The 21,357-nt window shown below is 71.7% G+C and carries 20 protein-coding genes; 12 read left to right on the top strand and 8 right to left on the bottom strand.

Annotated features, from left to right (window positions below):
• Positions 1-114: 114 nt before the first annotated feature.
• Positions 115-1,617: an arabinosylfuranosidase ArfA gene (gene arfA / locus KM842_RS01330; RefSeq protein ID WP_216260205.1), complete on the bottom strand. Its 1,503-nt coding sequence runs from the start codon at positions 1,615-1,617 to the stop codon at positions 115-117.
• Positions 1,618-1,848: 231 nt separating this feature from the next.
• Between arfA and KM842_RS01325 the strand changes: the two genes are divergently transcribed.
• Genes KM842_RS01325 through KM842_RS01315 form a run of 3 tightly spaced genes read left to right on the top strand, consistent with a single transcriptional unit; the run spans position 1,849 to position 5,134 of the window.
• A complete protein-coding gene (locus tag KM842_RS01325; protein ID WP_216260203.1) occupies positions 1,849-3,210 on the top strand; it encodes an extracellular solute-binding protein in 1,362 nt (453 codons plus the stop codon).
• A 42-nt stretch (positions 3,211-3,252) separates the two neighbouring features.
• Positions 3,253-4,218, top strand: a complete 966-nt coding sequence (locus KM842_RS01320; protein WP_216260201.1) for a carbohydrate ABC transporter permease — start codon at positions 3,253-3,255, stop codon at positions 4,216-4,218.
• Position 4,219: 1 nt separating this feature from the next.
• Entirely contained in the window at positions 4,220-5,134 is a 915-nt protein-coding gene (locus tag KM842_RS01315) for a carbohydrate ABC transporter permease (protein ID WP_216260193.1), read from the top strand.
• Between the two features lie 119 nt (positions 5,135-5,253).
• Here KM842_RS01315 and KM842_RS01310 read toward each other — a convergent pair whose 3' ends face one another.
• From KM842_RS01310 to KM842_RS01300, 3 genes are read right to left on the bottom strand one after another with little or no spacing between them, the layout of a single operon-like run.
• Entirely contained in the window at positions 5,254-5,637 is a 384-nt protein-coding gene (locus KM842_RS01310; protein ID WP_216260190.1) for a VOC family protein, read from the bottom strand.
• 31 nt (positions 5,638-5,668) lie between these two features.
• Positions 5,669-6,463: a hypothetical protein gene (locus KM842_RS01305; RefSeq protein ID WP_216260188.1), complete on the bottom strand. Its 795-nt coding sequence runs from the start codon at positions 6,461-6,463 to the stop codon at positions 5,669-5,671.
• 38 nt (positions 6,464-6,501) lie between these two features.
• Entirely contained in the window at positions 6,502-7,323 is an 822-nt protein-coding gene (locus KM842_RS01300) for a siderophore-interacting protein (protein ID WP_216260187.1), read from the bottom strand.
• Positions 7,324-7,351: 28 nt separating this feature from the next.
• Between KM842_RS01300 and KM842_RS01295 the strand changes: the two genes are divergently transcribed.
• The 5 genes from KM842_RS01295 (at position 7,352) to KM842_RS01275 (ending at position 12,608) form a co-directional block, all read left to right on the top strand.
• Complete coding sequence (locus KM842_RS01295) at positions 7,352-8,431, top strand: FecCD family ABC transporter permease (RefSeq protein ID WP_253206190.1); 1,080 nt, start codon at positions 7,352-7,354, stop codon at positions 8,429-8,431.
• Positions 8,428-9,576 (top strand): FecCD family ABC transporter permease, encoded by a 1,149-nt coding sequence (locus KM842_RS01290; protein ID WP_216260176.1) that lies wholly within the window; start codon positions 8,428-8,430, stop codon positions 9,574-9,576. The genes KM842_RS01295 and KM842_RS01290 overlap by 4 nt, the downstream gene beginning before the upstream one ends.
• Complete coding sequence (locus KM842_RS01285) at positions 9,573-10,421, top strand: ABC transporter ATP-binding protein (RefSeq protein WP_216260175.1); 849 nt, start codon at positions 9,573-9,575, stop codon at positions 10,419-10,421. Before KM842_RS01290 ends, KM842_RS01285 begins: the two co-directional genes overlap by 4 nt.
• 69 nt (positions 10,422-10,490) lie before the next feature.
• The gene (locus KM842_RS01280; protein WP_216260174.1) at positions 10,491-11,507 is read left to right on the top strand and encodes an ABC transporter substrate-binding protein; all 1,017 of its coding nucleotides are present in this window, start codon (positions 10,491-10,493) and stop codon (positions 11,505-11,507) included.
• Between the two features lie 111 nt (positions 11,508-11,618).
• Positions 11,619-12,608: an alpha/beta hydrolase gene (locus tag KM842_RS01275; protein ID WP_216260173.1), complete on the top strand. Its 990-nt coding sequence runs from the start codon at positions 11,619-11,621 to the stop codon at positions 12,606-12,608.
• A 22-nt stretch (positions 12,609-12,630) separates the two neighbouring features.
• Here the strand turns inward: KM842_RS01275 and bla are convergent, their stop codons facing one another.
• Genes bla through KM842_RS01255 form a run of 4 tightly spaced genes read right to left on the bottom strand, consistent with a single transcriptional unit; the run spans position 12,631 to position 15,998 of the window.
• A complete protein-coding gene (bla, locus tag KM842_RS01270) occupies positions 12,631-13,581 on the bottom strand; it encodes a class A beta-lactamase (RefSeq protein WP_253206189.1) in 951 nt (316 codons plus the stop codon).
• Between the two features lie 31 nt (positions 13,582-13,612).
• Entirely contained in the window at positions 13,613-14,410 is a 798-nt protein-coding gene (locus tag KM842_RS01265; RefSeq protein WP_216260172.1) for an SDR family NAD(P)-dependent oxidoreductase, read from the bottom strand.
• 57 nt (positions 14,411-14,467) lie between these two features.
• Positions 14,468-15,388 (bottom strand): NmrA family NAD(P)-binding protein, encoded by a 921-nt coding sequence (locus tag KM842_RS01260; RefSeq protein ID WP_216260171.1) that lies wholly within the window; start codon positions 15,386-15,388, stop codon positions 14,468-14,470.
• Between the two features lie 10 nt (positions 15,389-15,398).
• Positions 15,399-15,998, bottom strand: coding sequence for a MarR family winged helix-turn-helix transcriptional regulator (locus tag KM842_RS01255; RefSeq protein WP_216260170.1), 600 nt, complete (start codon positions 15,996-15,998; stop codon positions 15,399-15,401).
• Between the two features lie 86 nt (positions 15,999-16,084).
• Between KM842_RS01255 and KM842_RS01250 the strand changes: the two genes are divergently transcribed.
• The 4 genes from KM842_RS01250 to KM842_RS01235 all read left to right on the top strand — a co-directional run bounded on the left by KM842_RS01250 (position 16,085) and on the right by KM842_RS01235 (position 21,357).
• The gene (locus tag KM842_RS01250) at positions 16,085-17,266 is read left to right on the top strand and encodes an epoxide hydrolase family protein (protein WP_216260168.1); all 1,182 of its coding nucleotides are present in this window, start codon (positions 16,085-16,087) and stop codon (positions 17,264-17,266) included.
• 246 nt (positions 17,267-17,512) lie between these two features.
• Complete coding sequence (locus KM842_RS01245; RefSeq protein ID WP_216260167.1) at positions 17,513-17,806, top strand: hypothetical protein; 294 nt, start codon at positions 17,513-17,515, stop codon at positions 17,804-17,806.
• 150 nt (positions 17,807-17,956) lie between these two features.
• On the top strand, positions 17,957-18,592 hold the full coding sequence (locus KM842_RS01240; RefSeq protein ID WP_216260166.1) for a helix-turn-helix domain-containing protein: 636 nt from the start codon (positions 17,957-17,959) through the stop codon (positions 18,590-18,592).
• 83 nt (positions 18,593-18,675) lie between these two features.
• Positions 18,676-21,357 (top strand): MMPL family transporter, encoded by a 2,682-nt coding sequence (locus tag KM842_RS01235; protein ID WP_216260165.1) that lies wholly within the window; start codon positions 18,676-18,678, stop codon positions 21,355-21,357.

Genomic DNA, 21,357 nt, shown 5'->3' with positions numbered 1-21,357 from the left:
ACCCGCACCGCACCCCGCACCCGCGCCCCGCACACGAGGAACGCCGGGCCCCCGAAGGGACCCGGCGTCCTCTGCTCACTCGACGCCCGCCGTACGCAGCGTGCGCCGAGGCGTTCAGCCGATTGAGAGCGCCGTCCAGGACACCGGCGGCAGCTCGATCGTGACCGTGTCGCCCTCGCGGCGGACGGACTCGTTGGTCCGCAGGCCCACGCGGGCGGTGTTCGACAGGTCGTTCACGGCGTGCAGGTCGTCGTCCCAGATGCCCTCCGCGTGCACGTCGCCGGACACGTCGAGACCACCGAGGTCGATCGTGACCGTGGTGCTCTCGGTCTGGTGGCGGTTGACCAGGAACACCGCGGCGCGACCGTCCTCGACCGTGGCGGCCGAGTCGACGACGGGGACGGTGCCGTGCTTGCCGCCGTCGACCGTGTCACCCGACGCGACGACGTTCAGCGACGTGCCGTGGGCGAGTCGCGACGTGACCGAGAACGGAAAGAACGTGGTCTGGCGCCAGGCCTCGCCACCGGGCTCGGTCATGATCGGACCGATCACGTTCACGAGCTGCGCGATCGACGCCGAGGCGACGCGGTCCGCGTGCCGGAGCAGCGAGATGAGCAGGCCACCGAGGACGACCGCGTCGGCGACGGTGTAGACGTCCTCGAGCAGGCGCGGGGCGACGGGCCACTCCTCGAGCGTGAAGGTCTTGGCCTGCGCCTCCCAGCGCTTGATCGACCAGACGTTCCACTCGTCGAACGAGATGTCGATCCGCTTGTCCGAGCCCTTGTGCGCCTGCACGTGGTCCGCCGCGGTGGTGACCGTCTTGATGAAGTGGTCCATGTTCGCGCCGGAGGCCAGGAACGACGTGAGGTCCTCGTCCTCCTCGTAGTAGGCGTGCGCCGAGATGTAGTCGACGTCCTCGTACGCGTGCTCGAGGACGGTGCGCTCCCACTCGCCGAACGTCGGCATCGACGCCCCGGACGAGCCGCACGCGACGAGTTCCAGGTCGGGCTGGATCTGCCGCATCGCCTTCGCGGTCATGGCGGCGAGCTTGCCGTAGTCCTCGGCGTTTTTGTGGCCGAGCTGCCACGGGCCGTCCATCTCGTTGCCGAGGCACCACATGGTGATGCCGAAGGGCTCCTCGCGGCCGTTCGCCTTGCGCTCCTCGGAGCGGGCGGTGCCACCGGGGATGTTCGCGTACTCGAGCAGCTCGATGGCCTCGGCGGCGCCGCGGGTGCCGAGGTTCACGGCGAGCATCAGCTCGGACCCGACGGAGTCCAGCCACTGCTGGAACTCGTGCAGGCCGACCTCGTTCGTCTCGGTGGAGTGCCAGGCCAGGTCGAGGCGGCGGGGGCGCTGCTCGACGGGGCCGACGCCGTCCTCCCACTTGTAGCCGGAGACGAAGTTGCCACCGGGGTAGCGGATCGTCGTGACGCCGAGCTCCTTGACGAGGTCGATGACGTCCTTGCGGAACCCGTGTTCGTCGGCCGTCTCGTGCGCCGGTTCGTGGATGCCGTCGTAGACGTGACGCCCGAGGTGTTCGACGAAGCCGCCGAACAGTCGGCGCCGCACCGGTCCCACGGTGAACGCAGAGTCGAGGACGAGGTGTGTGCGGGGCATGGATCTCCTTCGATCAGGTGGTGCGTCGAGCACGAGTGTTCCGCGGTGTCACGGAAGTGAGCGCTCACCTACAGGAAACGCTACCGGGTGTCGACACGGGACGGAAGGGCTGGCGCGCGCGTCGGCGCGGCGCTAACGTGAGCGCTCACGGGGCACCGATGCCCCGAGAACGGGACAGCACTCCTCCCCCGGATGACGTCCCGCTTCGGCCCGTCCCGATGGAGTGATGCCATGCCGAACCGTCCCGTCCCGCCACCCCGCGGGTCCGCGTTCACCCGCAGGAGCCTGCTCGCCGCCGGAGCCGCGGCAGCCACCGTGCTGCCGCTGGCCGCCTGCGCGAGCCCCCTGTCGGCGGGCCTCGCCGGCAGCCCCCTCAACCCGGAGACGCTCGTCTTCTGGAACCTGTTCGGTGGCGGTGACGGCGTCCGCATGAAGACCATGGAGGACGGGTACGCGAAGCAGCACGGCGGCTCCTCCGCCCTGCAGGCCACCACGTTCGCCTGGGGCAACCCGTACTACTCGAAGGTGACACTCGCGACCGTCGGGAACAAGCCGCCGGACGTCGCGATCGCCCACCTCACCCGGGCGAAGCCGCTCTGGGACGGCGACCTGCTCGACCCGATCACCGCGGACGACCTGGCGAGCGTCGGCCTCAGTGCGAGCGACTTCAACCAGAAGGCCTGGACCGCGCAGAAGACCGACGGCAGGAACATCGCCATCCCGCTCGACACGCACCCGTTCGTCCTGTTCTACAACGTCGACGTCTGCCGCAAGGCCGGCCTGCTCGACGCCGACGACCAGCTCACGGACCTGGACGGGATGGAGAACTTCGAACGCGCGCTGGCCGCCGTGTCGAAGGTCACCGGCGGGACCGCCCTGAACGTCGCGAACGTCGTGCCGGAGACCGCCACCCCGTGGCGCTTCTTCTGGACGATGTACAACCAGATCGACGGCGCCACCCCGTTCATCAGCGACGGTGGGGCGAAGCTGACCGTCAACGAGGACGCCTACAACGAGGTGACGAGCCGCACCCAGAAGTGGGTGAAGCAGGGCTGGATGAACAAGGCGCTCGACTACGCGACGGCGCAGTCGCTCATGTTCGACGGCAAGGCCGGCTTCTTCATGCAGGGCGAGTGGGAGATCAGCACCGCCCAGTCGATCAAGGGGCTGAAGTTCGGCATGGCGCCGATCCCGACGCTGTACGACAAGGCCGCCACACAGGCCGACGCGCACACCTTCATCCTCCCGAAGAAGGACCGGACACCCGAGCAGCGCAAGCAGCACATGCTGTTCATCAAGCAGATGCTCGAGCAGAGCCTGACGTGGGCCGAGGGCGGGCACGTCCCCGCGTACATGCCGACGTTCGACAGCACCGCCTACAAGGAGCTCAAGCCGCAGTCGAACTACGCCGCTGCGGCCGAGACCGCGGTGTTCGACGACCCCGCCTGGTACGGCGGGTCGGGATCGACCTTCGAGGGCACCGTCGGTGCCCAGCTGGCGCTCGTGCAGCAGGGCAGCTCCAGCCCGGCGCAGGCGCTCAGTGCCATCAAGAGCCAGCTGGCGACCTACCTCAACACCCCGAGCCCCCTGTGACCGGCCCGGACGACGTGAACACCGCGCGAAAGGCACGATGACGTGACCACAGCACCAGTCCTCGACCGGCCGACCGACGCGGCCACCGCCCCGAGGCGGCTCCGGACCAACCGGGCCGGCCTCACCCGTGGGCAGGGGCGCAGCGGATGGCTGTTCCTCGCCCCGTTCGGCCTGTTCTACGTGGCCTTCCTGCTCGGCCCGACGGTCTGGATGATCGTCACGAGCTTCTTCAACACCTCGACCGTGCGCACCGGGCTCGGCAGCTTCGCCGGACTCGCGAACTACGCCGAGATGCTCGGCCGCAGCGACTTCTGGTCGTCGCTCTGGCACACGCTGCAGTTCACGCTGTACACGACGCCGCCGCTGGTCGTCCTGGCGTTCGTGTTCGCCGTGCTGACCAACCGGATGAACAAGGGCCAGTGGTTCTTCCGCCTGGCCTTCTTCCTGCCGTTCATCCTGCCCTCGGCGACGATCTCGCTGATCTGGGTGTTCATCTTCACGCCGGCGACCGGTCTGTGGGCGACCCTGCAGTCCGCGATCGGCATGACGCCCGGCTCGGGCATGCTGTCCAGCCCGAACACGGCGATGATCGGTGTCGCGATCGCTACGGTGTGGTGGACGCTCGGCTTCAACTTCGTGCTCTACCTGGCCGGCCTGCAGGAGATCCCGCGCGAGCTGTACGAGGCCGCCGCCGTCGACGGTGCCTCGAACTGGCAGCAGATCAAGTCGATCACCCTGCCGCTGCTCGGCCGCACGACGACGCTCGTCATCCTGCTGCAGATCATCGCCTCCCTGAAGATCTTCGACCAGGTGTACCTGATGACGAACGGCGGGCCGGGCATCTCGACCCAGGTCTCGCTGCAGCTCATCACGGGCGTCGGCTTCACCGACAACCGACTCGGCGCAGCGTCCGCGGCGTCCGTCCTCCTGTTCATCGTGATCGTCGCGATCGCGGTCATCCGGCAGCTCGTCGAGCGCGCTGCCGCCAAGCGAGAGATCGGGGCCTGACATGACCGCCACCGAGAGCATCACCACCGGCCGCGCCAAGCTCCGCACCGGCGTCTCGTCGGCAGCACCCACGAGCGCCGCGAAGATCGGCGTCAGCGGCCGCGGCTTCACGATCGCATCGGGCGTCGTCCTGACGGTCTTCGCGATCATCTGGCTGATCCCGAGCCTGTTCGCCCTGAAGACGTCGCTGTCCGACAACGGCGTCGCCGCCCTCGGCGCGGGCGCGATCCTGTCGAACTGGAACCCGACGCTGCACTCGTACGCGTCGCTGTTCCAGTCCGGCGACATCTGGAACTGGTACCTGGCCAGCGGCATCACGAGCGTCATCACCGCGGTGCTGACGGTGCTGTTCGCGTCGATGGCGGCCTTCGCGCTGTCCCGGCTGGTGTTCCGCGGCCGGAACGTCGCGTTCCTGCTCATCATCCTGGGCATCATGATCCCGACGCAGGTCCTGATCATCCCGATCTTCCAGGAGCTCAACGCCGTCGGCCTGCTCAACACCTACTGGTCGGTGATCTTCCCGCAGGTCCCGGCGGTGATCGCGGTGTTCATCTTCAAGCAGTTCTTCGACGGCATCCCGAAGGAGCTCGAGGAGGCCGCGCGCATCGACGGCGCCGGCATCTGGAAGGTCTACTGGTCCGTCATCCTGCCGCTGTCGCGTCCGGTGATCGCCGCGGTGACGATCCTGACGTTCGTGGGCGTCTGGAACAACCTGCTGCTGCCCCTGTTCGTGCTGTCGAACCCGGACCTCATGACGATCCCGGTCGGGCTCGCCACGGTCCAGGGCAGCTTCGGCCAGCGGTACGCCGACATCCAGGCGGGTGCGCTCCTCGCGGCGCTGCCGCTGATCATCCTGTACCTCGTCTTCCAGCGCCAGATCGTCGAGGGCGTGACGGGGTCCGGACTGAAGGGCTGAGGGCACGGCCGGACCGACGGTCCGGACCGGACGACGGACGGGAGGCTCCCCACCGGCTGGTGGGGAGCCTCCCGTCCGTCGTGTGGTCGGCTCGTGACCACCGGGCGCGCGTCGGACGGTCAGTCGGCGAGCGGCGCGAGCCGTCTGCGCAGCAGGCAGAACTCGTTGCCCTCCGGGTCCTGGAGCACGTGCCAGGACTCGTCCCCGGTCTGGCCGACGTCGGCCGGGCGCGCGCCGAGGGCGAGGAGCCGCTCGAGTTCGGCGTCCTGGTCGCGGTCGACCGGGTTGACGTCGAGGTGCAGGCGGAGCGGCTGACGCTTCGCGTGCGGGACGCGGGTGAGGATCATCGTCGGCGCGGCCCCGCCGAAGCCGGACGCCGGGCCGATCTCGATGCCGTCCTCGTCCTCGCCGAGGACGACGTGGTCGAGGACCGCGCACCAGAAGCGCGCCAGGGTCGCCGGGTCGTCGCAGTTGAGGACGAGTTCGCTCAGACGGCAGCTCATGGCGCGAGGCTACCCGGCCGCCGGACGGCCGTCACGGTGTGGGGCGGACCGACCAGGACCCGTTCGTCGAGATCGCGACGACGCCCGGCAGGTCCGCGTCGAAGGTGTCGGAGAACGCCTCGGTGTCGCCGAACAGCCGGGTGCGGTCCGAGGTCGTGAACACCCGCGCGGCGAACCGGTCGTCGCCGTCGGCGGGCGTGTAGTCGACCTGCACGTGCGCGACGTCGTCCGAGAAGAAGAGCACGGCGGGACCGGTGCCGGACTGCGGCCCGGACACCGTCGTCAGGTCGTTCCAGCTCCGCATCGTCATCGACCACGGGCCGTCCGCCTGCACGATGAGCATCTGCTCCGCCGGGTCCGCCTGCATCACGCCGGTGAGGAACGAGGCCCGCAGGGGTGCCGTCGCCTCGCCGAACGGGGTCATCCGTCCGGGTGCCGTGACGGTGGCCGTGCCCGTACAGCGCGAGCAGTCGAGGTCCATCACGACGGCGAAGTCCCCGCGGACGTGGAAGGCGACGTCGGACGGGCCGGTGCCGGACACGGTGGCCGGGGCGCCCTCGCCGACGTCACCGGCGTCGAGCGTGACCCCGACGAGCTCGGCGACGGGCGGTGTGGTCGCGGTCGGTGTGGGCGTCGGTGACGCTGTCGGCCGCGGGCTGGCCGGCGCGGTCCGTCGTGGTGCCGCGGCGTCGGTCGGGTCCGTGGCGGGCCCGCCGACGGGCAGGGAGGCGCACCCGGTGACGAGCAGGACGAGCGCCGCGAACACCCCCGCCGCGGCCGTGGTCGTGGTCGTGCGTCGGACGTGTCGTCGCTGCTGTTCCCCCATGGGCACAGCGTGCCACAGCGGTGCGCGGCCGGTCCGGCTCAGGCGGGGACGGGCAGTCGGGCGTCGTGCTTCCAGAAGCCCGAGAACGTGATGCGCGACTTCGGCAGTCCGGCCCGGTGCAGGTGGCGACGGCCCTCAGTGGCGAGCCGGGACTCCCCGACGACGAAGGCGTACCCGAGGTCGTCGCAGGGCACGTGCCGCTGGAGCTCGGCGAGCGCCGCGCGGCCGGGGACGGCGCCCTCGGTCCGGACGAGCCAGGTGACGGTGACGCCGGCGGGGGCGTCGAGGTCGCGGACGTCCAGGGCGGTCGGGACCTCCTGGATGATGCGGCCGACGGCGTCACGCGGCAGGGAGCGTGCGATGCCGACGACGGCGGGCAGCCCGGTCTCCTCGGCGGCGATGACGACCTCGCTCGCGTCGTCCGGGCAGTCGAAGATGCAGCCCTGGTCGAGCAGGGCGAGCTCGTCGCCGGGTCGGGCGCCGCACGCCCAGATCGCGGCGCGGCCCTCGAGCTCGCCGTCGGCGGTGGTGTGCACGACGAAGTCGACGTCCATCTCGCCGAGCTCGGGCCGGTGCCCGGCGACGGTGTAGTTCGCGCAGTGCGGCCGGGCGTCCTCGGGGATGCGGAGGTACTGCGGCCACCACTTGCTGCCGTCGATGTCGGGCATGCGGAAGGCGTCCTGCTCGGGCCGCTGCAGGAACAGGCGGAACCAGTGGTCGAAGCCGAGGAAGGGGAAGTCGCGGATCTCGTCGCTCGCGATGGTGACGCGCTGGATCGACGGGGTGTGCCGTCCGGTGCGCACGACCCGTGCCCGGAACAGCCGCGGGTTCTCGGGCATCAGCCTCGGGATCTTCGCCATGAGGGAAGGCTAACCTAATATGGCTTCCGTGCCACCCCCTCCCCTCGCTGTCCCGACCGCGCCGCCCGCCCCGCCCGGAGCGGTGGTCGGCGCGACCGGCGTGCACCGTCGGACCGCCCGTCGGCGGATCGCGGTCCTGCTCGGACTGGCCGTCCTGGTCCTCGGCGCGGCGGTGGCGAGCATGCTCCTCGGCAGCAACCACATCGGCGTCGACCGGGTGCTCGCGGGGCTGACGCGGAGCGGGTCCGGCACCGACGAGGCGATCGTCTGGGGCTCCCGCATCCCCCGCACCCTCATCGGCGCTGCCGTCGGTGCCGCGCTCGGGATCGCCGGGCTGCTCATGCAGGGCCACACCCGGAACCCGCTCGCCGATCCCGGTTTGTTCGGCGTCTCGGCCGGTGCGGGACTGGCCGTCGTGCTCGGCGTCTTCGTCCTCGGCGTCACGAGCACCAGTGCGTCGGTGTGGTTCGCGCTCGTCGGGGCGATCGTCGCGAGCGTCGTCGTCTTCTCGGTCACCGTCGCCGGCAGCGGCACCGCGAGCCCGGTGCCCCTCGCCCTGGCCGGGGCCGCGGTGTCCGCCCTGCTCGGGGCGCTGACCTCCTTCATCGTGCTCACCGACCAGGACTCCCTCGACGCCTACCGCCTCTGGGTCGTCGGTTCGCTGTCCGGCCGGCAGCTCGACGTGCTCGCCGCCGCGTGGCCGTTCATGGCGGTCGGCCTCGTCCTGGCGATCTGGAACACGCGCGCCCTCGACGCGCTCGGCCTCGGGTCGGAGCTCGCGAAGGGACTCGGCGAGGACCTGCTGACCGCGCGACTCGTCGGCCTCGGCGGGATCACGCTCCTGGCCGCCGGTGCCACCGCCGCCGCCGGGCCGATCGGCTTCGTCGGCCTCACGGTGCCGCACGTCGCGCGTGCCGTCGTCGGCACGGGCCACCGGTGGACCCTGCCGGCGTCGGCGCTGCTCGGTGCCGCACTCGTGCTGCTCGCCGACGTGGTCGGTCGACTCATCGGCGGGTTCGCCGAGGTCGCGGTCGGCATCGTGCTCGCCGTCATCGGCGGCCCGGTCTTCGTCGCCGTCGCCCGTCGCCGATCGCTGGTGTCGCTGTGAGCGGCGCGCCGACGGCCACCCGCGGGACCACCGCCTCCGGCGTCCCGGACAGCACGAGGACCGACACGAGCACCGGCACCGGCACCGACCGGGGTGCCCGCCGCGGTGTCCGGATCGGACCGGTCGGGCTCGCCTGGCGTCCGCGCGTCCTGACCACGTCCGTCGTCGCCGTCGTGGCCGCCCTGCTGCTCGTCGTGCTCGGGGTCGCGATCGGGTCCACGTTCATCGCACCGAGCACCGTCGTCCGGGCACTGCTCGGGCTGGGCTCCGGGCCGGACCAGTTCATCGTGACGACCCTGCGCCTCCCCCGCGTGCTGACGGGTGCCCTCGTCGGGGTGACCCTGGCGGTCGCGGGCGCCCTCACCCAGACCTTCACGCGGAACCCGCTCGGGACGCCGGACATCATCGGTGTGACGTCGGGCGCGAGCGTGGGTGCGGTCGCCGCGGTCGTGCTCGGCGGCGGGAGCTACTCGGTGGGCGCGCTCGTGCTCGGCGGTGGCATCCCGGTGGCGGCGACGATCGGCGCCCTCGTGGCCGCGACGATCGTGTACGGCCTCGGCTGGCGCGGTGGCGTGCAGAGCCACCGGCTCATCCTCGTCGGCATCGGCGTGAGCGCGACGCTCGACGCCCTGACGAGCTACCTGCTCGTCCGCGCCAAGATCACCCAGGCCACGGCCGCGTCGCAGTGGCTCGTCGGCAGCCTCTCGAGCACCTCGTGGACGACGGTCTGGCCGCTGCTCGTCATCGCCGCGGTCGGGGTCCCGATCGCCCTCGCCACCTCGGCCGCGCTCGGCATCGGGCAGCTCGGGGACGAGGTCGCGACCGGCGTGGGGCTCGGCGTCCAGCGCCACCGCCTGCTCGTCATCGGCCTCGCGGTCGTCCTCACGGCCGCGGCGGTCGCGGCCGCGGGCCCGGTCGGGTTCGTCGCGTTCGTGGTCCCGCAGGTCGCACTCCGGCTGGCGGGCACGAACCGGCCGCCGCTGCTGCTGTCCGCGGCGCTCGGCGCGGTGCTCGTGCTCGGCGCGGACCTGCTCGCCCGGTCGGCGTTCCCCTGGCAGGTGCCCGTCGGCATCGTCACGACCGTGATCGGTGCGCCCTACTTGATCTGGCTCCTCATCCGTCACCGCAAGGAGATGTCCCGATGACCACGACGACCCCCTCGGTCCCGACCGCGACGACGACGGTCCGACCGCACGCGGCGCCCGTGCTGGAGGCTCGTGGCCTGTCCGTCGGGTACGACCGGCACCCGGTGCTCCGCGACCTGGACCTCGAGATCACCCGCGGCACCGTGACGACGTTCCTCGGCGCGAACGGCTGCGGCAAGTCGACGCTCCTCAAGGCGCTCGGCCGTGTCCTCAAACCCCAGTCCGGCGAGGTGTTCCTGGACGGAGCGCCGATCCGGAAGGAGGCGAACCGGGCCGTCGCGCGGAAGCTCGCGATCCTCCCGCAGTCCCCGCTCGCCCCGTCCGGCACCAGCGTGCTCGACCTGGTGATGCGCGGGCGGAACCCGCACCAGTCGTGGGCACGCCCGTGGACGGCCGAGGACGCGGCCGTGGCCGAGGACGCCATCGCCGCCACCGGTCTGACCGACGTCGCGCACCGGGACGTCGCCAGCCTGTCCGGCGGGCAGCGCCAGCGTGCCTGGATCGCGCTCGTCCTGGCCCAGCGCGCGGACACCCTGCTCCTCGACGAACCGACGACCTACCTCGACCTCGCCCACCAGCTCGACGTGCTGCGGCTCGTCCGGCGGATCAACCGCGAGCAGGGCGCGACCGTCGTCATGGTGCTGCACGACCTGACCCTGGCCGCGCGGTACTCGGACCGCCTCGTGGTGCTGCACGACGGCGGGGTCGTGGCCGACGGGGCACCCGTCGACGTCCTCACGCCGGCCGTCCTGCAGGAGGCGTTCGGGCTGCACGCCCGCGTGGTCCCGGACCCGGTGACGGGCGCGCCCATGGTGGTGCCGGAGGCCGACGAGCACGACGTCTGACGCGCCTCCCGGCCGGGGTCGCGGCGCGGAACTGGTGCATCCGTACAGGTTAGGTTAGGCTCACCTAATGTGAAGACTCCCCGCCGCGGCTCCGTACGTGCCGCCCTCCTGACCGCCGTCACCGCGACGGCCCTCATCCTGACCGGCTGCTCGAGCACCGGTGGCTCCGACGACGCCGGCAGCGACGCGAGCGCGTCCTCCGGCCCCTGGTCGTACGAGGACGCCACCGGCGCGACCGTGCAGGTCGACCACACGCCGAAGCGGGTCGTGGTCCTCAACGACGTCGCGATCTCGTTCATCGAGTACGGCCTGCGCCCGGTCGGCACGTTCGGTCAGCTGACCATGGCGAAGGACAAGCGCTTCGCGGGACTCGACACCGACGGCATCACGCAGCTCGGCACCGGCTACGGCGACATCGACCTCGAGCAGCTCGCGGCGCTCCAGCCCGACCTGGTCGTGACCTCCGTGTACCCGACCGACGAGAAGGGCACGCTCGACCCGAAGTCGCCCCTCTACGGCTTCAAGGACAAGCAGCAGCAGGAGCAGGTCGAGGCCATCGCCCCGGTCGCCGCCGTGAAGTGGGGCGGCGAGGGCGAGGACGTCATCGAGCACATCGCCGACCTGGCCGAGTCGCTGGGCGCGGAGGAGTCCACCGTCGAGGCCGCCGAGCAGGACTTCGACACCGCGAAGGACGCGCTCGAGAAGGCCGCGAAGGACAACGACGTCTCGATCGTGTCGATGTACGCGGACGGCGACGGCGCCTACGTCACGCGCCCGTCCGACGAGCCCACCCTGCAGATGTACACCGAGTTCGGCGTGGACTTCGTCGTCCCGAAGCCGAAGGGCTGGTACTGGGGCATCTACAGCTGGGAGAACGCGGGCCAGATCTCGGGCGACGTCATCCTGCTGTCCCAGCAGGGCTACCAGGTCGCCGACCTCGAGAAGCAGCCGACCTTCGCCGACAACCCGGCGCTCGAGGCGGGCCAGGTGCACAGCTGGACCTTCCCGGCCCTCGACTACGCCTCGCAGGCGGAGTACATGACGCAGCTCGCGGGCTGGATCGACGACAGCAAGCCGGTCGCCTGACCCGAGCGGTCCGACGGCCGTGCGGCCTGACGGACGGGAGGCTCCCCACCAGCCGGTGGGGAGCCTCCCGTCCGTCCGTGGTCGCGCAGCGACGAGGGGTAGGAACGACCCATGACGGACACGGGGTGGCACGAGGACGTCCTCGGACCGTCCTACGAACGACTCGAGCTCCCGCTCGGTGACGACGCCGAGGGACCGGTCGTCGCCACCCTCGTCCGCCGACGGCGACACGCTGCCGACCACCTGCGGCCGCACCCGGGGCCCCTCCACGACGTCGACGTGCTGTACGTGCACGGCTGGTCCGACTACTTCTTCCAGACCGAGCTCGCCGAGCGGGTCGAACGGCTCGGCGCCCGGTTCCACGCACTCGACCTGCGGAAGTACGGTCGGAGCCTGCGCCCGCACCAGACGCCCGGCCACGTGACCGATCTCGACACGTACGACGAGGACATCGCCGCCGCCCTCGACGCGATCCGTGCCGGGCACGCGGGGCAGCAGCGTCGCCTCGTACCGATGGGGCACTCGACCGGCGGACTCACCCTCGCCCTGTGGACCGCGCGCCACCCGGACCTGGTCGCCGGCCTCGTGCTGAACAGCCCGTGGCTGGAGTTCCAGGCCGACGCGATCGGACGTGCCGTCGTCGCGCCGGTCGTCAAGCTCGGCGCGAAGCGCAACCCACTCGCCCCGATGCCCGCGGTCGACCCCGGCTTCTACACCCGCACCGTGTCGAGCTCGGCGGAGGGCTCGTGGACGTACGACCAGCACTGGCGGCCCGAACGCGGCTTCCCGCTGCATCCGGGGTGGCTCGCCGCGGTGTTCACCGGCCAGGAGCACGTCGCCCGCGGCCTGGGCATCGCTGTGCCGGTGCTCGTCCTGCTCAGCGACCGGAGCATGCTGCAGCCGCGGTGGAACGAGGGGATGTCACGGGCGGACGTGGCCCTCAACGTGGACGCCGTCGCGCGGCGGGCCCTGTCCCTCGGCGACGAGGTGACGGTGCGGCGCCTGCACGGTGCGCTGCACGACGTCGTCCTGTCGGCCGGACCGGTGCGGGAGCGGGCGTACGACACCGTCGGCCGGTGGGCGGCGACGCTGCCCCGCTGAGCAGCGGCGACAGGGGACGCGGTCAGCGGTCGAGCGCGTGGACGACGGCGCGGGTGGCGGCGGCGACGAGGCCGTCGTCCGGCTCGGCGTCCGCCCCGGCGTGGCCGGTCATCACGACGAGGACGATCGGCGCATCGCTCGGCGGGGTGACGAGACCGACGTCGTTCCGCACGCCGTACGACGCGGTCCCGGTCTTGTCCGCGACCGTCCACCCGCCGGGCACCCCGGCGCGGATGGTCCCGGCACCCGTGGTGGTACCGCGCATGGTGTCCACGAGGAGCGCCCGGTCGGCCGGGTCGAGTGCGTCCCCGACGAGCAGTGCGCGCAGGTCGACCGCGAACTGGGCCGGGGTCGTGGTGTCCCGCTCGTCCCCCGGCGTCGCCTCGTTCAGGTCGGGTTCGACCCGGTCGACGCGCGTCACGTCGTCCCCGATGCCGCGCAGCCACCGCTCGACGGCCGCCGGTCCCCCGACGCGGGCGACGAGCAGGTTCGCCGCCGTGTTGTCACTCGACCGGACCATGGCGTCGAGGAGCGCCCGGACGGTCATCCCGGTGCCGACGTGCTGCGACGTGACCGGGGCGTACGCCAGCACGTCACCCTGCGTGATCGGCACGACGACGTCGAGGTCCGGCCCGGAGGCGTCCGCGAGCACCGTCGCGGCGATGAACACCTTGGCGGCCGAGGCGAACGCGAAGCGCTCACCGGCGCGGTGCGTGACGGTGGCCCCGGTGCCGGTGTCGATCGCCACGACCCCGAGCCGCGCGTCGTGGTCGGACTCGAGCGCGTCCAGCGCACGGGTGGTCGCGGCGTCCGTCGTGGGCGCTGCGGTCGGGGTCACCGACGGCGCGCTCGTCCGGGTCGTCGGCGCGCTGGCGGTGCCGACGGGCGCCCGCGCCGTCGCCTGACAGCCCGCGAGCCCGAGACCGAGCGCGACGGCCACGGCGACCGCGGCCAGCGCGGTCCGCCGTGTCACGCCCGCCCCGTCCGGGTCGGTCCGACGGCCGTCACGGCAGGATCGCGTCGACGTAACCGCCGTCCGCCCGCAGGGCGCCGCCGGTCGTCGCGGACGCCAGCGGCGACGCGAGGTAGGTGACCATGTGCGCCACCTCCTCCGGTTCGAGGAGCCGCTCGACGAGCGACTGGGGTCGGTGCTGCCGCATGAACTCGCGCTGGGCCTGGTCCCACGGCAGGTCGCTGCCCACCATCTCGGCGACGAAGTCCTCGACGCCGGCGGTGTGCGTCGGTCCCGCGATGACGGTGTTGACGGTGACGCCGCTGCCCTTCACTGCCTTCGCGAACCCGCGGGTCACGGCCAGGAGCGCCGTCTTCGACATGCCGTAGTGGATCATCTCGGCGGGGGTGACCACGGCGGAGTCGCTGGCGATCGACACCACCCGTCCCCAGCCCCGCTCGGTCATGCCGGGCAGGTGGGCGCGGATAAGCCGGACGGCGGAGAGGACGTTCACCTCGAAGTAGTGCCGCCACTCGTCGTCGGTGATCGTCAGCGGATCGGCGCTGCCGAAGATCCCGAGGTTGTTCACCAGGACGTCGACGTGGGGGTGCTGCTCGACCACCGCCGCGGCGCCCTCCGCGGTGGCGAGGTCCGCCGCGACGCCCGTCACCCGGGCGCGGGGCACCGCGTCCTGCACGGCGGCGATCGCCCGCTCGACGCCGTCCAGGTGACGGCCGTTGACGACGACGGTCGCTCCGGCACGTGCGAGGTCGACGGCGATCGCGAGCCCGATCCCCTGGGTGGACCCGGAGACGAGCGCGGTCCGGTCGGTCAGGTCGATCTGCGTCATGACCGACACGCTAACCCTCCGTTCCGTGGGTCCCTCCGGGTCCGCCCGGGTCCGGGCTCAGGACGCGGTCGACCCGTCCGTGGTGGCGAGGTGCGCCTGCAGCACGTCGCGCACGGTGGTCCAGGTGTGCGCCCCGTACCGACCGTTGTCGACGTGCCGCAGCTGCGCCTGTCCGCTGAACATGCTCACGAAGTACTGCATCCCCTGCCATGCCGGGAACGTCTCGTCCGGGTTCCGGGACAGCCGTCGGCCGACCGCGCTCATCGCGGAGAGGGTCCCCGTCGTGCCGGCCCACTGCAGCCGGAAGGGCGTGCCGGTCAGCTCGCTCACCGTGCGGGCGACGCCGCGGGCCGAGACCTGGTCGCCGGCCATCTCGACGACGCGGGGAGCGTCGTCGTCCAGGGCGACCAGGGCGGTCACGCGGGCCACGTCGTCCTTCGTGGTGAAGTCGAGCACCTGGTCGGCGTCGGACCAGAACAGGACCCGGCGTCGGCCGAACAGCACCATCGGCGCCTGGCCGGTGAGCAGGTCGGTGAACATGCCGGTGAGGACCGACGTCGCCTGGACGGGCGCCGCGTCGACCTCGGCGGCGAACTCGCGGCGGAGCTCGAAGTTGCGGTTCGTGCCGGGGGCGATCCGCCGGTAGTCCGCGGAGTAGTCCGACGGGAGGAACCGGGGCACGCCGGCCGCGACCGTCGCCGCGAGCAGGGCACGCTGCGCGTCGACGATCACCGGGCGGGTGCCGCTCACCGCGGACACCACCACGTCGGAACCGGCCACGGCCTCCGTCAGCGCGGCGCGGTCGTCGTACCCGGCCGCGACGACGTCGACGCGCGGGTCGTCGCGGAAGCGGTCGGCGGCGGTGGCGCTGCCGGGTCGGGTGAGCACCCGGACGCGGACGTCGTGTCGGAGGAGTTCGCGGACGATGCGTCCACCGAGGTCGCCGGTCGCGCCGGCGACGAGCACGGTACTGGTCATGGGAGGGGCCTCACTCTGGGGTCGTCGACCGGGTCGACGTGGTCGGGGACGGGGCGCGCCGTCGGGAGCGCTCCGGGACGGCGAGCGGGTGCTCGAACGCCGGATCGTGGGGAGCCGGTCCGGTGCCGGCGGTCCCGGCACCGAGCGCGACACGGGCGAGGAGCAGACGCATCGACCGCTGCTCGTCGGCGCTGAGGTGCCGCATCAGCACGCCCTCGGCGTCGCGGAGGGCCGTCCGCGTCCTGGCGAGCAGGGCGCGACCGGCGTCGGTCGGGTGCACCTGGCGCACGCGACGGTCCGCAGGGTCCGGACGACGTTCGACGTGGCCCGCTGCCTCGAGTGCGTCGATGACGTAGGTCATCTGGGTCTTGTCGATGCCGAGTCGGTTGGCGAGCAGGAGTTGCGAGGACGCCTCCTCGGTGGTGGTGGCGACGAGCACCTGGTACCCGCGTGGCCCGCCGGGGACCTCGGCCACCGCCTCGGACCCCAGGCGGACGTAGCCCTGGAGCACGAGCGGGACCGCCCAGCCGAGTTCGGTCTCGATGCCCTGCGCGTCCCAGTCGATCTCGGGGAGGTCGTCCGTCCCTCCCGCAGTCGCTCGATCGTCCATGCCGCAGACGGTACACCTCCGAGATCGTCTTGTGCAAAGATCATCTCCGAACGGGAGCATCCGCTCCCCCGCACGAGGAGACAGCCATGAGCGACCAGACGGCGATCACGCCCTTCACCCTCGACGTCCCGCAGGGCGACCTCGACGAGCTCCGACGCCGCCTGCTCGCCACGCGCTGGCCCGAGCGCGAGACGGTCGAGGACACCTCGCAGGGGCCGCGACTGGACAAGGTGCGCGCCCTCGTCGAGCACTGGGCGTCCGACTACGACTGGCGCCGGGCCGAGACCCTGCTGAACGGCTGGGGCCAGCACACGACGACGATCGACGGGCTGGACGTCCACTTCCTGCACGTGCGGTCGGCCGAAGCAGGGGCGCGTCCGCTCCTGCTCACCCACGGCTGGCCGGGCTCCGTGCTCGAGTTCCGCCACGCGATCGGACCGCTGACCGACCCGGTCGCGCACGGTGGCACGGCCGAGGACGCCTTCCACGTGGTCATCCCGAGCCTGCCCGGCTTCGGGTTCTCCGGGAAGCCCACCGCACCCGGCTGGGACCTCGCCCGCACCGCCCGTGCCTGGGCGGTCCTGATGCAGCGCCTCGGGTACCCGGAGTGGTTCGCCCAGGGAGGTGACCTCGGCGCCACGGTCACCGCGGAACTCGCGGCCCTGCAGGCCCGGATCGACATCGGCCTCGCCGGCATCCACCTGAACATGGCGCTCTTCACGCCGACCGACGACGAGGTCCGGCACGCCTCACCCGAGGAGCAGGTCATGCTGCAGGAGAGCGGGCGGTACTGGCAGGAGCTGTCGGCCTACTCGCAGCAGATGGCGACCCGACCCCAGACGATCGGGTACGCGTTGACCGACTCCCCCGTCGGACTGGCCGCGTGGATCTACGCGATGTTCCAGGACGTCGGCGGCTCCCACGACGAACACGGCGACGTCGAGCGGGTGTTCCCGCTCGACGAGGTCATCGACGACGTCATGCTCTACTGGCTGCCGAACGCGGCGGCGTCCGCAGCGCGGATGTACTGGGAGGCGAACCGGACCGGGTGGGCGTCACCCGGCACCGTCGAGGAGCCGCTCACCCTGCCGGTCGGCCTGAGCATCATGCCGGGCGAGTACGTCCGACGCTCCCGTCGCTGGGCCGCTCGTCGGTACACGGACCTCGTCCACTTCTCCGAGGTCGCCCGCGGTGGGCACTTCGCCCTCCTCGAACAGCCCGAGCTGCTCGTCGCCGACATCCGGGAGACGTTCCGCGCACGCCCCTGACCAGCCGTCGAGGCAGCACTCCCGGCACGGCCGACACGGCCGACACGGCCGCGGACGGAGGCCCCCGCACGGCCCCGTCCGCGTCCGCCCCCGAGCCCCGTCCGCGCCCAGCGGACAGGACCGGACGTCGGGTCCGCGTCCGGCGGACAGGACGAGCGATCGGCGTGCGGCGCGGCCGGGATCGGTCGTAGCCTCCCGGCACAGCCACGCGACGGAGCGTGACGGGACACCGGAGAGGTTCGGGCCATGACTGCTGTCGACCACACACGCACGACCGCGACCACCCCCGCGATCGCGACCGACCGGGACGGCACCCGGCTGTCCTGTCCCCGCTGTTCGCGCCCGCTCCGGGTCGCTCGGAACCAGTACTACGGCGTCGGACTGGCCGTGCACGAGTGGCTGCACGTCTGCCCCGGGTGCCCCTGGTTCGCCTTCGCGCCGTCCCCGACGGCCGAGGCGGTGGTGGCGGGCGACCGTCGTCTCCCGCGCTGGGTGGCCCTGCTGCAGCGCCACGGGCGCCACCGCCGGTCGCCCCACTGAACCGACGCCGCGGACCGGGCGGTGCCGGCACGTCGGAGCCGCCACGGGCCTCCCGGCCACCGGGTGGAACCCCGGAGCTGCGGGGGACGTTCCTGGGGATCCACCTCGTGAAGGTGCACCGAGTGCATCGATGCACCTAGTGTCGTCGTCGTGACCCTCTCACCCGACCGCCGCGCTGCCCTCAAGGCGCGACACCGGGAGGCGATCCTGCAGGCCGCGCGTGACCTCATCGAGGAGCGCGGCGGGGAGTTCAGCGTCGACGAACTCGCCGCACGTGCCGACGTCGCCCGTCGCACGGTGTTCAACCACTTCGCCTCGCTCGACGAGATCCGGCTCTCGGTCTGCGAGGAAGCACTGTCGGTGATCATCGACCGGTTCCTCGCCGAGATCGCCAACACCCCGGTCGGCGACGGCTCCCGCGCGGCCATGTTCGACGAGCTCGAGAGCGCCGCCCGCGGCACCGACCTCGCCGGGGCGATCGTCCGACTGCACCGGATCCTCGGCGAACCCGAGGAGGACGACCCGAAGGCGGCCGCCCTCACGCAGACCGCGTTCGCACGCGTCACCGGCCGACTCCGGAGCGAGGTCGCCCGTCGGCACCGCGCAGCTGACCCCCTGGACACCGCGCTCCTGGTGGACTCGTTGATGAGCGGCATCGTCGTGATCGCCGAGCACTGGCTGCAGACGACCGGCCCACGCCTCGACGACGCTGCCCGCGCGGACTGGGACACCCTGCTCGGACGACTCGTGCACAGCGTCCGCAGCGGCTACCTGCCCGAACACTGACCACTCCACCGACGGCTTCCCAGGGGTCCACCGGCGCACCCCGCCCGACAGCACCACCCACGACGAAAGGAACGGGGCCCAGCATGGCCGGTCTCCTCTACCGCCTCGGTCGCTTCGCGGCCCGCCGACACTGGACGGTGATCATCGCCTGGATCGTCCTCATGGCGATCGCCGGTGTCACCTTCAGCCTGTTCTCCGGCACGATCTCGTCCTCGATCACGATCCCGGGCACGAAGACCAGCCAGGTGCAGGACGAACTGGCCGACAAGTTCCCGAGCGCGAACGGCGGCAACGGCACCCTGGTCTTCCAGACCACCGACGGCGAGGCCTTCACCCGCACGCAGCGCGCCGAGGTGAAGGACTTCCTCCGGGACCTCGAGGACCTGCCGGGCGTCAAGGGCACCACCGACGGCTTCACCACCCAGAAGCGCCTCGACGACCAGCGGCAGAAGATCGTCGACGGACGCAAGGAGATCGCCGACGGACGGGACCGGATCGAGGACGGCCAGGCGGAGCTCGACGCGCAGGAGGACCAGCTCGCGTCCGGCAAACGGCAGATCGAGCAGGCGCAGGCGCAGCTCGACGCACAGAAGGCCCAGTCGGAGGCACAGGCGAGTGCCGCCGGTGCCGCCGCCGCATCGAGCCCCGCCGCGCAGGCACAGGCCCAGGCCGGCCAGCAGCAGCTCGAGCAGGCCCAGGCGCAGATCGACGCCCAGAAGGCCCAGATCACCTCGGGTGAGCAGCAGATCGCCGACGCGCAGAAGACGATCGACGAGAACACGCAGAAGCTCGAGGACAGCCAGCGCGACCTCGAACAGGGCTCCGACCTGCTTGACCTGTCGAAGGACATCCGCTTCGTCTCGTCGAACGACTCGGCCGCCATCGGCACCGTGCAGTTCACCCAGTCGACGTACGAGGTGCCGCAGACCACCAAGCAGGAGATCTCCGACCGCGCGGAGTCGGCGGAGATCAGCGGCGTCCGGGTGCTCGTCTCGAACGACATCGCGCAGGGCGTCCCGTCGATCCTCGGACCGGGCGAGATCATCGGCGTCGTCATCGCCGCACTCGTGCTGTTCCTCATGCTCCGCACCGTCATCGGTGCCGCGATCCCGCTCCTCAGCGCCGTGCTCGGCGTCGGTGTCGCGACCCTGGCGTCGCTGTCGTTCTCGGACCTGGTCGAGTTCATCTCGGTCACGCCCGTGCTGGGGGTGATGCTCGGCCTGGCGGTCGGCATCGACTACTCGCTGTTCATCCTGAACCGCCACCGGACCCAGCTGAAGCAGGGCATCGGCGTGCACGAGTCGATCGGGCTGGCCAACGGCACGTCCGGCAACGCCGTGGTCTTCGCGGGCACGACGGTGATCGTGGCGCTCCTCGCGCTGAACATCACCGGCATCCCGTTCCTCGGCCTGATGGGCACCGTCGGCGCCGTCGCGGTCCTGTTCGCGATCCTCATCGCCACGTCGTTCACACCGGCCCTGCTGTCGCTGCTCGGCATGCGGGTCCTGCGGAAGAAGGAGCGTCGGCAGATCGGCGACACCGGCTCGGTCCGGGTGCCGAACAAGCCGATGTCGACCTGGCGCGCGGTCGTCACCCTCGTGGCGGGCGTCGCCGTCCTCGGCACGATCGCACTCCCCGCGACGCAGATGCGCCTCGGCCTGCCGTCCGGCTCCTCGGAGGCCGTCGAGTCGAGCCAGTACAAGGCGTACAAGACGCTCGAGAAGGAGTTCGGCGCCGGTCAGAACGGCCCCCTCCTCGTCGTCGCCACCCTGCCCGAGGCGATCAGCGAGGACGACGTCGTCGCCACCGAGGTCACCATCGGGCAGGCCCTGTCGAAGAACGACGACGTCGACGCGGTCCTGCCCATCGGCGCCTCGAAGGACCGCTCGATCATCGCCTTCCAGGTGAAGCCGCACGGCGGCCCGGACAGCGTCTCGACCGAGGGGCTCGTCAAGGACCTCCGGGCGCAGAGTGTCTCGACCGACGACGGCGAGCTCGAGCTCGGTGTCGCCGGCAACGCGAGCGCGAACATCGACGTCTCCGAGAAGCTGGCCGACGTCCTGCCGCTCTACCTGGCGGTCGTGGTCGGACTATCGCTCATCATCCTGATCATCGTGTTCCGGTCGTTCCTGGTGCCGATCACGGCCACGGCGGGCTTCATCCTGTCGGTGCTCGCCTCGTTCGGCGGGCTGACGGCGATCTACCAGTTCGGCTGGCTCGGCAGCGTGTTCGGCGTGCACGACCCGGCGCCGATCCTGAGCTTCCTGCCCATCATCGAGATCGGGATCCTGTTCGGTCTCGCGATGGACTACCAGCTCTTCCTGGTCTCCGGGATGCGTGAGGCGTACGCCCACGGCGCGAGCGCGAAGGTCGCCGTGCAGCGCGGTCTGCACGCCGGTCGCGCGGTGGTCACGGCGGCGGCGATCATCATGATCTCGGTCTTCGCGGGCTTCATCTTCTCGGAGTCCTCGACCATCAAGCCGATCGGGTTCGGCCTGGCGTTCGGTGTCCTGCTCGACGCCTTCGTGGTCCGGATGCTGCTCATCCCCGCGGTGATGCACCTGCTCGGCCGGAGTGCCTGGTGGATCCCGAAGTGGCTCGACCGGATCCTGCCGGACGTCGACGTGGAGGGCGCGAAGCTCGAGCGGTCGCAGCCCGACGCGCAGCACGGCTCGGGCGACGAGCACCACGGCTCGCACGCTGCACCGGCCGAGCCGGACGCCCCGACGCACGGTTCCGGACACCCGCCGGCGCACCGCGCGTAG

The organism is Curtobacterium sp. L6-1, from assembly GCF_018885305.1.
GTDB classification, from domain to species: domain Bacteria; phylum Actinomycetota; class Actinomycetes; order Actinomycetales; family Microbacteriaceae; genus Curtobacterium; species Curtobacterium aetherium.
The sequence above is the reverse complement of the archived record's forward strand: the minus strand, read 5'-3'. Positions and strand labels throughout refer to the sequence as shown.